This window comes from Pseudomonas sp. Je.1.5.c (genome assembly GCF_051129895.1).
Lineage (GTDB): Bacteria > Pseudomonadota > Gammaproteobacteria > Pseudomonadales > Pseudomonadaceae > Aquipseudomonas > Aquipseudomonas urmiensis.
Window position 1 is genome coordinate 1 of the sequence record NZ_JBCPSP010000072.1, and the last position, 13,110, is coordinate 13,110.

General features: G+C 60.1%; 15 protein-coding genes and 1 tRNA gene. 5 read left to right on the top strand and 11 right to left on the bottom strand.

All coding sequences use genetic code 11. From position 1 onward, the window contains the following. Positions 1 to 86 precede the first annotated feature (86 nt). On the bottom strand, positions 87 to 1,724 hold the full coding sequence (gene mqo / locus AAZU54_RS26480) for a malate dehydrogenase (quinone) (protein ID WP_186555325.1): 1,638 nt from the start codon (positions 1,722 to 1,724) through the stop codon (positions 87 to 89). 329 nt (positions 1,725 to 2,053) lie between these two features. Next, on the bottom strand, positions 2,054 to 2,245 hold the full coding sequence (locus tag AAZU54_RS26485; RefSeq protein ID WP_186555326.1) for a DUF4223 family protein: 192 nt from the start codon (positions 2,243 to 2,245) through the stop codon (positions 2,054 to 2,056). Positions 2,246 to 2,826: 581 nt separating this feature from the next. Here AAZU54_RS26485 and AAZU54_RS26490 point away from each other — a divergent pair. Then, positions 2,827 to 3,132, top strand: a complete 306-nt coding sequence (locus tag AAZU54_RS26490; RefSeq protein ID WP_312152446.1) for a DUF3077 domain-containing protein — start codon at positions 2,827 to 2,829, stop codon at positions 3,130 to 3,132. Between the two features lie 57 nt (positions 3,133 to 3,189). On the opposite strand, the gene AAZU54_RS26495 is transcribed toward AAZU54_RS26490, so the two are convergent. Next, positions 3,190 to 3,432 carry a hypothetical protein gene (locus AAZU54_RS26495; RefSeq protein WP_186555328.1) on the bottom strand — a complete coding sequence of 81 codons (243 nt, stop codon included), beginning with the start codon at positions 3,430 to 3,432 and terminating at the stop codon, positions 3,190 to 3,192. A gap of 11 nt (positions 3,433 to 3,443) precedes the next feature. After that, positions 3,444 to 3,923 (bottom strand): hypothetical protein, encoded by a 480-nt coding sequence (locus AAZU54_RS26500; RefSeq protein WP_186555329.1) that lies wholly within the window; start codon positions 3,921 to 3,923, stop codon positions 3,444 to 3,446. 344 nt (positions 3,924 to 4,267) lie between these two features. Here AAZU54_RS26500 and AAZU54_RS26505 point away from each other — a divergent pair, with 344 nt between their 5' ends. Further along, positions 4,268 to 4,717: a DUF2846 domain-containing protein gene (locus AAZU54_RS26505; RefSeq protein ID WP_186555330.1), complete on the top strand. Its 450-nt coding sequence runs from the start codon at positions 4,268 to 4,270 to the stop codon at positions 4,715 to 4,717. Between the two features lie 363 nt (positions 4,718 to 5,080). Here AAZU54_RS26505 and AAZU54_RS26510 read toward each other — a convergent pair. The 5 genes from AAZU54_RS26510 to dapA all read right to left on the bottom strand — a co-directional run bounded on the left by AAZU54_RS26510 (position 5,081) and on the right by dapA (position 8,774). After that, a tRNA-Ser gene (locus AAZU54_RS26510) sits at positions 5,081 to 5,170 on the bottom strand. 92 nt (positions 5,171 to 5,262) lie between these two features. Further along, positions 5,263 to 5,973, bottom strand: coding sequence for a phosphoribosylaminoimidazolesuccinocarboxamide synthase (gene purC / locus AAZU54_RS26515; protein ID WP_008097517.1), 711 nt, complete (start codon positions 5,971 to 5,973; stop codon positions 5,263 to 5,265). 30 nt (positions 5,974 to 6,003) lie between these two features. Next, positions 6,004 to 6,762, bottom strand: a complete 759-nt coding sequence (locus tag AAZU54_RS26520) for an MBL fold metallo-hydrolase (protein WP_186555332.1) — start codon at positions 6,760 to 6,762, stop codon at positions 6,004 to 6,006. Next, on the bottom strand, positions 6,763 to 7,878 hold the full coding sequence (bamC, locus tag AAZU54_RS26525) for an outer membrane protein assembly factor BamC (protein WP_186555333.1): 1,116 nt from the start codon (positions 7,876 to 7,878) through the stop codon (positions 6,763 to 6,765). It lies immediately after the preceding gene. A 17-nt stretch (positions 7,879 to 7,895) separates the two neighbouring features. Next, a complete protein-coding gene (dapA, locus tag AAZU54_RS26530; protein ID WP_186555334.1) occupies positions 7,896 to 8,774 on the bottom strand; it encodes a 4-hydroxy-tetrahydrodipicolinate synthase in 879 nt (292 codons plus the stop codon). Positions 8,775 to 9,034: 260 nt separating this feature from the next. Between dapA and AAZU54_RS26535 the strand changes: the two genes are divergently transcribed. Continuing rightward, the gene (locus AAZU54_RS26535) at positions 9,035 to 9,595 is read left to right on the top strand and encodes a glycine cleavage system protein R (protein ID WP_186555335.1); all 561 of its coding nucleotides are present in this window, start codon (positions 9,035 to 9,037) and stop codon (positions 9,593 to 9,595) included. A gap of 10 nt (positions 9,596 to 9,605) precedes the next feature. Further along, positions 9,606 to 10,079 (top strand): peroxiredoxin, encoded by a 474-nt coding sequence (locus AAZU54_RS26540; RefSeq protein ID WP_186555336.1) that lies wholly within the window; start codon positions 9,606 to 9,608, stop codon positions 10,077 to 10,079. 91 nt (positions 10,080 to 10,170) lie between these two features. On the opposite strand, the gene AAZU54_RS26545 is transcribed toward AAZU54_RS26540, so the two are convergent. Both AAZU54_RS26545 and AAZU54_RS26550 read right to left on the bottom strand, forming a co-directional pair. After that, complete coding sequence (locus AAZU54_RS26545) at positions 10,171 to 11,241, bottom strand: AI-2E family transporter (RefSeq protein ID WP_186555337.1); 1,071 nt, start codon at positions 11,239 to 11,241, stop codon at positions 10,171 to 10,173. 22 nt (positions 11,242 to 11,263) lie between these two features. Beyond that, positions 11,264 to 11,503: a sulfurtransferase TusA family protein gene (locus AAZU54_RS26550; RefSeq protein WP_312152450.1), complete on the bottom strand. Its 240-nt coding sequence runs from the start codon at positions 11,501 to 11,503 to the stop codon at positions 11,264 to 11,266. A gap of 120 nt (positions 11,504 to 11,623) precedes the next feature. Here AAZU54_RS26550 and AAZU54_RS26555 point away from each other — a divergent pair, with 120 nt between their 5' ends. After that, positions 11,624 to 13,057, top strand: a complete 1,434-nt coding sequence (locus AAZU54_RS26555) for a M48 family metalloprotease (protein ID WP_186555339.1) — start codon at positions 11,624 to 11,626, stop codon at positions 13,055 to 13,057. The last annotated feature ends 53 nt before the right edge of the window (positions 13,058 to 13,110 follow it).

Below are 13,110 nucleotides of genomic sequence, written 5' to 3' on the forward strand. Positions count from 1 at the left end.
AGCCCGCTCCTACGGGATTGCGTAGGAGCGGGCTTGCCCCGCGATGGCACCGGCGACATCACAACGTCGCCAGGGCCGGCGCAGTCTTACAACGCCATGTCGCTAGCAGGATTGGCTTCAACCGGCTTGCTCGGGGTAGCGTCGGTGCTCACGGTCTGATCGATCACCGGTGGCTTCTCCAGCTGCAGCACTTCAGAGGTGTAGTTCCACTCTTTCTGCACCGCGGCTGGCGAGTCGTTCAGCTTGGTGCCGTAGCTCGGCACGATCTGGTGCAGCTTGGCTTGCCACTCAGGCGTGGCGACTTTCTCTTTGAACACGGTTTCGAGCACGGTCAGCATGATCGGCGCGGCGGTCGAGGCACCTGGCGATGCACCCAGCAGGCCTGCGATCGAGCGATCCTGGGAAGTGACCACTTCGGTGCCCAGCTTCAGCACGCCGCCCTTGTCTTCGTCATGCTTGATGATCTGCACGCGCTGACCGGCCTGCCACAGACGCCAGTCTTCTTTCTTGGCGTGCGGGAAGTAGGTCTGCAGGGCCGCGAAGCGATCGTCGTCAGACAGCATCAGCTGGCCTGCGAGGTACTCGACCAGCGGGTACTGATCGACACCGACCTTGGTCATCGGCCAGACGTTGTGCAGCGTGGTGCTGCTCAGCAGGTCCAGGTACGAGCCGTTCTTGAGGAACTTGGTCGAGAAGGTCGCGAATGGGCCAAACAGGATCACGCGCTTGCCATCGAGCACGCGGGTATCGAGGTGCGGCACCGACATGGGTGGCGCGCCGGTCGAGGCGATGCCGTAGGCCTTGGCCATGTGCTGCATGGCAATGGTCGGGTTCTCGGTCACCAGGAACGAGCCACCCACCGGGAAGCCTGCGTATTCCTTGGCTTCCGGGATGCCGGATTTTTGCAGCAGCTTCAGCGCGCCGCCACCAGCACCGATGAACAGGAACTTGGCGTCGGTGGCGGTGGTGGTGCCGTCCTTGAGGTTCTTGTACTCGACGTGCCAGGAGCCGTCTTCGTTGCGGGTGATGTCCTGCACTTCGCTGGACAGCTTGAGGTCGAAGTTCTCGCGGGTTTGCAGGTGCTTGACGAACTGGCGGGTGATCTCGCCGAAGTTGACGTCGGTGCCGATCGGCGTCCAGGTCACGGCCAGCTTCTGGTTCGGGTCACGCCCTTCCATCATCAGCGGAACCCACTTGGCGATTTGCGCGTGGTCTTCGGAGTACTGCATCGGGCGGAACAGCGGGCTGGTTTGCAGCGCGTCGTAACGCTTCTTGAGGAACTTGATGTTGTCATCACCCCAGACGAAGCTCATGTGCGGGGTGGTGTTGATGAACGAGCGCGGGTTGTTCAGCACGCCCTGACGGACCTGCCACGACCAGAACTGGCGGGAGATCTGGAACGACTCGTTGATCTCGATGGCCTTGGAGATATTGACGTTGCCGTCTTTGTCTTCCGGGGTGTAGTTCAGCTCGGCCAGGGCGGAGTGGCCGGTACCGGCGTTGTTCCAGCCGTTGGAGCTTTCTTCAGCCACGCCATCCAGGCGCTCGACCATCTCCATCGACCAGCTAGGCTCCAGCTCGTTGAGCCAGACCGCCAGGGTCGAACTCATGATGCCGCCGCCAACCAGCAGCACGTCGACTTTCTTGGCTTCGTCAGCGTGCGCCTGCATCAGGCTTGCCGCTACAGCCAGACCCAGCAGGGTCTTGCCAGCTTTCTTGAACATTGATCAATTCCAATCGTTAGCACGTAAGGAAGGCCTAGGCCGGGCCTCGTTTATCCATGTCCTTCAGCGCACGCTTGTTATTGATCATTGGAGTCAGCAGCTTAGAAACAGGGACGCCAGCCGATGGTCGAATTGACCGGCCAGGGCTGAAACGTTTCGCCGATTGTAACGCAAATGCCAGCACAAACAAATTGCGCAGGCCGGCGCAAGGTGGCGGGATGCCTCAGTGACCAAACGCCGCGCCCAGGGCCATAAACAAAAACCCCCTGGCACTTTCATGCCAGGGGGTTTTGGACTGAATCCAGAAGGGTTCAGTCAGGCATCTAAAATTACTGCGGGCGTGGCAGCTTGTCGATTGGACCGCAGCCGCCGATAACTTTAGAGATAGAAACCGAAGGGTGGAACAGGTAGTCGTAGGAGCAATTCTTTTGCTGGTTGTAGACCTGACCGGTGCAGCCCGACAGCAGTGCAACACCCGAAACGACTGCTACTGCAACGGTAGCTTTGAACAGCTTTTTCATACAAAGTCCTTTAAATAATGATGCGCCAGCATACTGATGGCGCGCGGATGCTAACCCATTTCCATATACCGTTCAAACTATTGGATCCGATTCGCCATTATAAAAACACCCCGCCACCTGTAGGAGCGGGCTTGCCCGCGGTGAGGCCATCCCGGCGAAAACAACACCATTCCTACACCGCTTAATCAGAATTTCCCGATAGCTTGTAGTCCATTTCCCAAACAGACTCCGTGCGCCCTCAAGCCGTTGCCACTGCCGAGAACTGTCCCTAGTCTCAGCCGGTCGTTGCCAAATCAGCGACCGGCTTTGACAGGCCGACCGACTCAAGCCCGTGGCTGCGCTCTATGGCAGCTGTACGCGGGGCACATTCGTGTGCGCCGGGGTTCTTGGGTCACCGGTCTGTCAACCTGCGTACAGTTGCCTCCATTCGTTTGACAGCGTTGGTGTGCAACTCCTTATGACCCAAGGAGATAACATGCGCAAGATTGTCCCCGACCCTCCTCTGCACTCAGGTTTGAAGTTGCCTGTCGCCGCATCAACTTACGGCACTGACAGGTTTATTCACATCAAGGAGAGACAGAATGACCAAGGATAAAGAACCCCTTGCAACCACGCATGGCATAGCGGGTTTCGGTGATAGCGGCGACATCAATAATCCAGAACCACTGTTTCGAGTGGTCGCCGGCCATGCCGTGGACTATGCGCTGGAACAATCAACAACGCTGATAAGTTGCGCGCACATGCTCAGCGATCTCGCTATCAATCAGGATCTGAAAAACGCGCCGACTTTGATGACAGCAGTGCATTATCTCTCGGGTATGGCCAAAGCCTTGTCGCAGGAAGTCTCGCTTGCGGCAGAACAACCGCTCGGCGATGCAGCTCGCTGAATGTACAAAAAGCCCCTGACCTCTTCGCTGAGATCAGGGGCTTTACATCGCTCGACGTTAGCCAACTTCGAAAAACCGCCGTCGCCTGATGAACAACCCTACACCCAGGGACACAGCAAAGACTGACCACAACCCCAGGTCAGCCCCCATCACTTGGATCTGACCTGCAGTAATGCAGCCAATCGCACCAGCCACCAGTAACGTCACCCCTAGCCACTTGCGCAGTAAATAGGGCTTCAGAAACTGATCAAGCAGGAAGAACAGCACCAGGGCGATGACCAGTTGAGTAATGTCGGACATGTACGCTTCCCTCAAGCCTTGATAATCAGCGACGTGCCCGAGCGCTGTGGGCCAATCCCGCCATTGACCTGCGCCTCAATGCTGACCAGTACGTCGCCAGCATGGTAGGTGGGCAGGATTTTATTGGCATAAAGACGTACTCCCGCCCCTAACGGAACCCCCACATAGGGAGTGGCGACAGCACTGGTGGCGCTAGTGAACGCACTCGCTGCAATGTTGGCAACGGTGGTGCGCTGCGCGTTCAGCACGTCGCCCTGCTGCCGGGTCAGCGGCTTGGAAATGCCGATCATCATCAGGCACGGCAGGTTCTTGGCCTGCATCTTGTCGTAGACCTCAACGACCTTGCTGCTGACTTCGTAATGGGCGCTTTTCGCTTCGCCAAAATGCAGCTCGCGCAGGCGTGGGCGGTCGCTGTCGGAGAGAGTGATCTGCGAGACGTTGAAGACGATCCCGTGATTACCCATGTATTGAAAAGTCCCATCGAACTTCATTTGCACGCATCCCTTCGAGGCAAAGGAGGCGATTCTCTACAAGGCGCGGATGGGGTGCAATGATTGCAGCATGCCAGCACGGCGACATCGATTGATCAGATGTTTTCACACGAGAAAAACGCCAGTGATAAGTCCCTGACTCCTCGTCGTGACGCGTTCCAGCAAGTGCACTTGAGGAGAACCTACATTCGTGGGGTATCGCTTTAAGGCGTTTAACAGTGGGCACCGCAAGGGATCGTCATCGCTTTTGACTCAAATAGCTTCGAACCTGTAATAGATCACGGCATAATGCCATCAGCGACTTGGAGTCGCCCAAACTAGGTATCGATTGATAAAGGACTCATATGCACGCTCGAATTAAGCTTTTCGCGGCCGCCGTTGGCTTTGCCATCCTCACTGGGTGCGCGTCTGTACCGATGGAGTCACCACAGGCCGACGCAGCGCTAAAGACATTTGCCTCACCTCCCGCTGACCAAGCCGGGCTGTACATCTACCGTGACAGTTTTGCAGGCCAGGGCTTGAAGAAAACTGTCACGCTGGATGGCAAGACTATCGGTGAGACCGCGAACCGGGTGTACTTCCATCGCTTGATCACACCTGGCCTGCACAAGATCGGTACTGAATCAGAGTTCAGTGACAATGTGATCGATTTGGTAGCGGCTGCTGGCAAGAATTACTACGTGCGTCAGTCGATCAAGGTTGGCGTGTTTGTAGGTGGAGCAAAGCTTGAAATTGTTCCTGAGGACATCGGTCAAGCGCACCTGCAAAAGTGCACTCTAGCTGCATCCCAATAATTTCGTGACGTAATCCTGCGTACCTAACGCAATAAGTACGCAGGACGAGAAAAGAGCATGGGCCCTTAAATCCATTACTGATGAGTACGTACTTTCACAAGATAAGGAGTGGGAAGCATCGATTGGAATGGAATCGAATTGTCTGAGTTTCTCCAGTCGGCACCGACGTCGCCATTGTCCTTTTGGATCTCATGCTGATCCTGAGAAAAGACCTACACCTAGTGGATTCATCCTAAAATCTCAACCGATCCCCTACTGCGTCCTGTGCTCTCTGCGAGCATGCCAGCAGAGGAAGTGATGTATAGCTTAAATCCAGAAACGAAAAAGCCCCGCAGACGTTAATCTGCGGGGCTTCTCGATGTATGGCGGAGAGATAGGGATTTGAACCCTAGGTACTGTTGCCAGTACAACGGATTTCGAATCCGTCCCGTTCGACCACTCCGGCATCTCTCCAGTGGCGCGCATGATACCAGCGATTTCGCGAAAGGCAAACCTTTATTTGAAAAAATTTCGCGTGGTATCAAACGCTTGCGTCAACACGGGCCTTACAGCGGCACGCCCAGGCGCTTGGCAACTTCTTCGTAGGCTTCGATCACGTCGCCCAGACCCTGGCGGAAGCGGTCCTTGTCCATCTTCTTGCGGGTTTCCTTGTCCCACAGGCGGCAGCCGTCAGGGCTGAACTCGTCGCCCAGAACGATCTGGCCGTGGAATACGCCGAACTCCAGCTTGAAGTCGACCAGCAGCAGGCCGGCGTCATCGAACAGCTTGTTCAGCACTTCGTTGACCTTCAGCGACAGCTTCTTCATCTCGACCAGTTGCTCGGCGGTGCCCCAGCCGAACGCAACCACGTGGGATTCGTTGATGAACGGGTCGCCCTTCTCGTCGTTCTTGAGGAACAGTTCGAAGGTCGAGGGCTCGAGCTTGATGCCTTCCTCGACGCCCAGGCGCTTGACCAGGCTGCCGGCGGCGTAGTTACGCACGACGCATTCGACCGGGATCATGTCGAGCTTCTTCACCAGGCATTCGTTGTCGCCCAGCAGTTTGTCGAACTGGGTCGGCACGCCGGCTTCTTCAAGCTTTTGCATGATGAAGGCGTTGAACTTGTTGTTCACCATGCCTTTGCGATCGAGCTGTTCGATGCGCTTGCCGTCGAACGCCGAGGTGTCGTTACGGAACAGCAGGATCAAGCGGTCGGCGTCGTCGGTCTTGTAAACCGATTTGGCCTTGCCGCGGTAGAGTTCTTCGCGTTTTTCCATGATTGGGCTCCGCTTGCTTGAGTAGTTGGGCTAGGCGATTTCGCGCCAGTCGAGCCCGTGTTCCTGATTCGCCACCTGGAGCCAGTCCGGGTCGCACCCCAAGGTGTCGACGAAGCACTGACGGGCCAGTTGTGGCAGGTTGTTCTTGCTGCTCAGATGCGCCAGCACCAGGTGTTGCAGGTGCTGCCATCCCAGCTCGGCCACCAGGTTGGCGGCCTGGTGGTTGTTCAAATGTCCTTGGTTGCCACCGACCCGCAATTTCAAGAAATGCGGGTAATGGCCGCGAGCAAGCAGGTCGCGGCAGTGGTTGGCCTCGATCAGCAGTGCATCCAGGCCCTGGTAGCGCTCCAGCAGGCGTGCATCGTAGCAGCCCAGGTCAGTCAGCATGCCGAAGCGCCGACGACCGTCGCTGATCACGTACTGCAACGGCTCGTAGGCATCATGCTCGACCCGCGCCGCGCTGACCTGCAAGGCGCCAATGCTGAGGGTGTCGCCACAACCGAGAAAACCGGCCACCTCCACCGGCTTGCGCAAACCGCGCAAGGTGCCCTGGCTGAGGTAGACCGGTACATTGTAGCGCCGTGACAGCAAGCCTACGCCATGCACATGATCGGCATGCTCGTGGGTGACCAGCACCGCGCTCAGTTGCGCCGCCGAGACCCCGAGCAGCGCCAGGCGCCGCTCGGTTTCGCGCAGGGAGAACCCGCAATCGACCAGGATGAACGTGTCACCACTGGCGATCAGCGTGCCGTTTCCCTGGCTGCCGCTTCCCAGTACCGCGAAGCGCACTTAACCCAGGTGGTCCTGAATGGCGCTCAGCACGCGGCGGGCGACATCGGCCGGGGCCACGGTGTTGATGTTCTTCTCGACGGTAACCTGCACGCTCTCGCCGACCTTGCTCAGGCGCACCTGATAACGCTCGGCGCGTTCTTCACGCTCTTCCTTGGTCGGCTCGCTGCCGAACAGGCGGCTGAAGAAGCCTGGCTGGTTCTGCTTGTCGTCAGGTTTCTCGGACAAGTTGATGTAGTACAGGCCCAGGCTGCGGTTGATGTCTTCGACGCGCCACTCACCCTGCTCCAGGGCGCGGCCTACGCCAGACCAGGCGCGGTCGAGGTCAGAACCCAGGTACAGCACCGGGTTGCCGCTGCCGTCTTCGCTCAGGCTGACGCGGCTTGGTGCGTCGAAATCACGCGCGGCCAACAGCGAGACCGAACCACCCTTCTCGGCGCTACGGTTCATGCTGGCGAGCATTTCGTCGACCAGCAGTGCATCGACAGCGGTGTTGGTGGAGCTGGACGGGAACTCGGTCTCGGCAGTGCTGCCGGCCGGGCGCTCGGCGCTGACCACATACACCTCGGAGGTGTTGCGCTGCACGCCAGGCTCCATGCGTACCCGCACCCGTACTTCGCTGTCGCCGCTGCTGGCGGAGCTGGCCAGGCGCTGGCCGAGCGACGCCGAGAGCTCATCGAAGCGCTGCCAGGTGGTGGTGAATTCGCCGGTCTGCGGGCGCTCTTCGGCGATACGGAAGCCGTTGTCCTCGAAGAACTGGTGGGTCACCGGCCAGACTTCGGCTGGCGAGCGCTGGGCCAGTACCCAACGGCTGCTGCCGCTGCGCTGCAGGCTGAAATCACTGATATCGGCACCGGCCGTCAGAGGTTGCGGACGCGGTACTTCGTACTCGCCAGTGGCGGTGTCGTCAGCCACGTTACGCGGGATCGGCAACAGCGGATCGAGGCGCTTGACGTTGGCAGCGTCCGGCGGCAACTGCATTGGCGCGGTCGGTTGCGCCTGCAGGTAATCGCTGCCGCGGTCGCGGAAATAACCCTCGTCGCCCCACAGCCACCCGCAACCGCTGGTGCTGGAAATGATCAGGGCAAGGGCGGAAAGACCAGCCAGTCGCTTCATGCGGTGTACTTCCTCGATTAAACCAGTACGCCGGACTGGCGCAAGGCAGTACGGACTTTTTCGTGACAACCTTCGCTCAGCCAGGTCAGCGGCAGGCGAATACCTTGTTGCATCAGGCCCATTTCCACGAGCGCGTACTTCACCGGAATCGGGTTGGCTTCGCAGAACAGGTCTTTGTGCAGCGGCATGAGTTTTTCGTTGATCGCGCGGGCCTTCTCGGCATTGCCCTCAAGGGCGGCCTCGCACAGATCGGCCATTTCGCGCGGGGCGACGTTGGCAGTAACGGAGATGTTGCCTTTGCCGCCCAGCAGGATCAGCTCGACTGCAGTCGGATCATCGCCGGACAGGACGATGAAGTCTTTGCTGACGCCATCGACGATGGCCTTGGCGCGGTCCAGGTCGCCAGTGGCTTCCTTGATACCGATGATGTTCGGCACGGTCGACAGGCGGATCACCGTCTCGGCCTGCATGTCGCAGGAGGTGCGGCCGGGTACGTTGTAGAGGATCTGTGGGATGTCGACGGCTTCGGCGATGTGCTTGAAGTGCTGGTACAAGCCTTCCTGGGTCGGCTTGTTGTAGTACGGCACCACCAGCAGGCAGGCGTCGGCGCCAGCGTTCTTGGCGTTCTGGGTCAGGTGCACGGCTTCGGAGGTGGAGTTGGCCCCGGTACCGGCGATGACCGGGATGCGCCCAGCGACCCGCTTGACCACGAACTCGATGACCTGAATGTGCTCTTCGACACTCAGGGTCGCCGACTCACCGGTAGTGCCGACAGCGACGATTGCATGCGTGCCTTTTTCCAGGTGGAAGTCTACAAGTTTGCCGAGGCTGTCCCAATCAAGACGCCCTTGTGCATCCATGGGTGTGACCAATGCCACCATACTGCCCGCAATCATGTAACTGCTCCTGCCGGAAAAAGAGAGCGGTAATGGTACTGGCGCCATCGGCCTTGCACAAGCGAAGCTGGCGGGCGGAGCATTCCCCTCGGCGCTGCTTTTCGCTACCCTTGATCCTTTGATCGGTGCAGCGCGGCCCGTCGGGCCGTCGACAGTGCTCCCCACGTGCGTCCATGACCGCCTTTACCGGCCTGGAACCCTGCGCAAAAGGAGGCTAGCCCCCGTCCTGCCCCGACCGCTCATCGCTTTAGGAATGCTGCATGTCCACCCCCACAGTCCGCGAACAATTCCTTGTCATCAGTGCCTTGGGCCCCAACCCGATGGAGCTGGCCAACGTCCTTAGCCGCGCCGCGTTCGACAATCGTTGCGCAGTGGTCACCTCGCGTCTGTCCCGCCATGGCGAAACCAGCGCCCTGGTGCTGCAGGTCGGCGGCAGCTGGGACGCCCTGGCGCGCCTTGAAGCCATTTTGCCGGGCCTGGGCAAGAAGCACGGCCTGACCCTGGATGTGGTGCGCAGCGCCGACCAGGAAGTGCGCCCGCAGGCCCTGCCTTATGTGGCCTACGTCAGCGCCGCCTATCGCCCGGACATCATCAATGAGCTGTGCCAGTTCTTCCTCGACCACCGCGTCGAGCTCGAAGCGATGACCTGCGACACCTACCTGGCGCCGCAGACTGGCAGCAGCATGCTCAACGCCCAGTTCACCGTGATCCTGCCAGCCGGCACCCAGATCAGCTGGCTGCGCGATCAGTTCCTGGACTTTGCCGACGCCCTGAACCTGGATGCGCTGATCGAACCGTGGCGCCCACAGAACCCGATGTAAGGAAACTCCCATGGCCGTAGCACTCGACCAACCCGTTGCCGACTTCCAGGCCCAGGCCACCAGTGGCCAGACCGTCAGCCTTGCTGAGCTGAAAGGCAAGCAGGTGGTGTTGTACTTCTATCCCAAGGACAGCACCCCAGGCTGCACCACCGAGGGCCAGGGCTTTCGCGACCAGCACGCGGCGTTCCAGGCTGCCAACACGGTGGTGTTTGGCGTGTCGCGCGATGGCATCAAGTCGCACGAGAACTTCAAGGCCAAACAGGGCTTCACCTTTGAACTGATCAGCGACAAGGACGAGGCGCTGTGCCAGCTGTTCGATGTGATCAAGCTCAAGAAGCTGTATGGCAAGGAATACCTGGGCGTGGATCGCAGCACCTTCCTGATCGACAAGGATGGCGTGCTGCGTCAGGAGTGGCGTGGCGTGAAGGTGCCGGGGCATGTGGATGCCGTGCTGGCCGCGGCTCAGGATCTGAACAAAGCTTGAGATCGACTGGGGCCGCTTCGCGGGCAAGCCCGCTCCCACAATCACGGCACTGAACCCTGTGTCCGGGCTTGCCCGCGAGGCGCCCCAGCTATTACAGCAACGGCGCCACCGCCGGCTCCTGCTTGGGCCAGGCATCCAGCACCGCCTTGAACAAGGTCGCCAGCGGGATGGCGAAGAAGATCCCCCAGAACCCCCAAAGCCCGCCAAACAGCAACACCGCACAGATGATCGCCACCGGGTGCAAGCTCACCGCCTCGGAGAACAGCAGCGGCACCAGCACGTTGCCGTCCAGCGCCTGGATAATTGCGTACACCGCCATCAGGTAGATGAACTGGTCGCCCCAGCCCCACTGGAACAGCGCGATCAAGGTCACCGGCACGGTCACCACCACCGCCCCTACGTACGGCACCACCACCGACAGCCCCACCAACAACGCCAGCAGCGCCGCATAGTTGAGCCCCAGGCTGATGAAGGCGATGTAGGTGGCAATCCCGCAGATCAGGATTTCGATGCCCTTGCCGCGAATATAGTTGGCGATCTGCCGGTTCATCTCATCGCCCACCCGGGTCAGCAGGTTGCGCTCACGCGGCAGATAACCGCTGACCCAGCGCGCGATCAACTCGCGGTCCTTGAGGAAGAAGAACACCAGGATCGGCACCAGCACCAGGTAGATCATCGCGTTGACCAGCAGCGGCAGGCTCGACAGCGAGAAGGTCAGCGCCCATTGGCCGAACTTGCCGATCTCGTCACGCACCGACTCGATGGCGCGCAGCACTTGCTCATCGGACACCAGGTGCGGATAGCGCTCCGGCAGCAGCAACAGCAACGACTGCCACTTGCCGAGCATGCCCGGCAACTCGTTGAACAGGGTGATCAGCTGGTGCCAGAGCAACGGCACCAGCACCAGCAGGAACACCCCAAGGGCGCCCATGAACAGGGCGAAAACCAGCCCCACGGCATACCGGCTAGGGACTTTCAGCCGTTCCAGGGCATTGACCAGCCCCTGCATCAGAAACGCCAGGACCAAACCCGCCAGCACCGGGGCGAGCATGCCGCCGAGGGTCAATACCGCCGTGAAGGCCAGGACCAGCAGGACCGCCAGCACCACCGCTTCTTCGTCGGAGAAGTAGCGCTGCATCCAGTCGCGAAGCACTTTGAACATTGACGATCCTTGGGAGAAAAACTCAGGCCTTGCGCAGCCAGTAGGTATAGATGCCGGACTCGGCTGTTTCATGCAGCAGGGTATGACCGGACAAGCGGGCAAAAGTGCTGAAGTCGCGCTGCGAACCTGCATCGGTGGCGATCACCTTGAGCACCCCGCCACTGGCCAGGCGATTGAGTTCCATCTTGGCCTTGAGCAGCGGCAATGGGCAGTTCAGACCACTGGCGTCGAGTTCGGCGTCGCAGGTCAGGCTATCGATCATTCGCGGGGCTCCTGGCGAGGGCAACAGTGCATGGCAGACAAGACTCGTAGGATACCGCCACTGGTCGCCAAGGTGTGAGCCAGCTACAGTACGGACTTTGATCCGACGCGAGCTTCGTGCATGAATCTACTGCGCCCCACCCTGCTGACGCTGGCCTGCCTGCTGGCCCTGCCCGGCCATGCTGACGACCTGCCGTCACTGGGCGATGCCAGTTCCGCGATCGTTTCCCCACAGCAGGAGCATGAGCTGGGCCGCGCCTGGCTGAGCTTGCTGCGCGGCAACGTCAGGCAGCTGAACGACCCGCAGCTCAAGGACTACGTCGAAACCAGCGTGTACAAGCTGGCCGAAACCAGCCAGCTGCAAGACCGGCGCCTGGAATTCATTCTGATCGACAGCCGTGAGCTCAACGCGTTTGCCGCCCCAGGCGGGATCGTCGGGGTCAACGGCGGACTGTTCCTCAATGCCCAGAGCGAAGGTGAATACGCCTCGGTACTGGCGCACGAACTGGCGCACTTGTCGCAACGCCACTTTGCCCGTGGAGTCGAGGCGCAACAGCGCATGCAGCTGCCGATGATGGCCGCGCTGCTGGCCGGTATCGTCCTGGCTGCGGGCGGTGGTGGTGACGCCGGCATTGGCTTGATCGCTGGCACCCAGGCGGCGGCAATCCAGGAGCAACGGCGTTTCTCCCGGCAGAACGAGCAGGAAGCCGACCGCATCGGCATCCAGAACCTGGAAAAAGCCGGCTATGACCCGCGCACCATGCCGAGCATGTTCGAGCGTCTGGCCCGTCAGTATCGCTACGGTGCCAAGCCGCCGGAGTTCCTGCTGACTCACCCGGTGACCGAGTCGCGTATCGCCGACACCCGCAACCGTGCCGAGCAGATGCCCAAAGGCGGCGTTGAAGACAGCCTGCGCTATCAGTTGATCCGCGCCCGCGTCGCCTTGACCTATGAGGAAACACCGGGGCTGGCAGCCAAGCGCTTCCGCGACCAGCTCGACCAAAACCCTAACTTGGATGCTGCACGCTATGGCCTGGCCCTGGCGCAGATCAAGGGTGGGCGGCTCAACGAAGCGCGCGAGAACCTCAAGCCGCTGCTGGCCAAGGCACCCAACGACATCACCTACAACCTGGCCCAGGTTGACCTGGACATCACCAACAACCGCCTGGCCGATGCGCAACAGCGCATTGAAAAGCTGCGCGGACTGTATCCGAACAACTACCCCCTGCAGCAGGCGCGGGCTGATTTGCTAATCAAGCAGAATAAGCCGGCTGAAGCGCAGAAGGTGCTGGATGACCTGGTCAAGAAGCGTCCGGATGATCCGGATGTCTGGTACGAGGTGGCTGAGGTGCGTGGGCTGTCGGGCAATACCATCGGCTTGCATCGGGCACGCGCCGAGTACTTCACCTTGGTGGGTGACTTTGATCAGGCGGTGCAGCAGCTTGATTTCGCCAAGCGCCGGGCGGGGAGCAACTTCCCGCTGGCCTCCCAGATCGATGCCCGGCAGCGGCAGATCCTGGAGCAGCAGCGGATGGTCAAGGACATGATGCGCTAAGGCTCTACAACCCATCGCGGGGCAAGCCCGCTCCCACGCTCACCCTACGATAC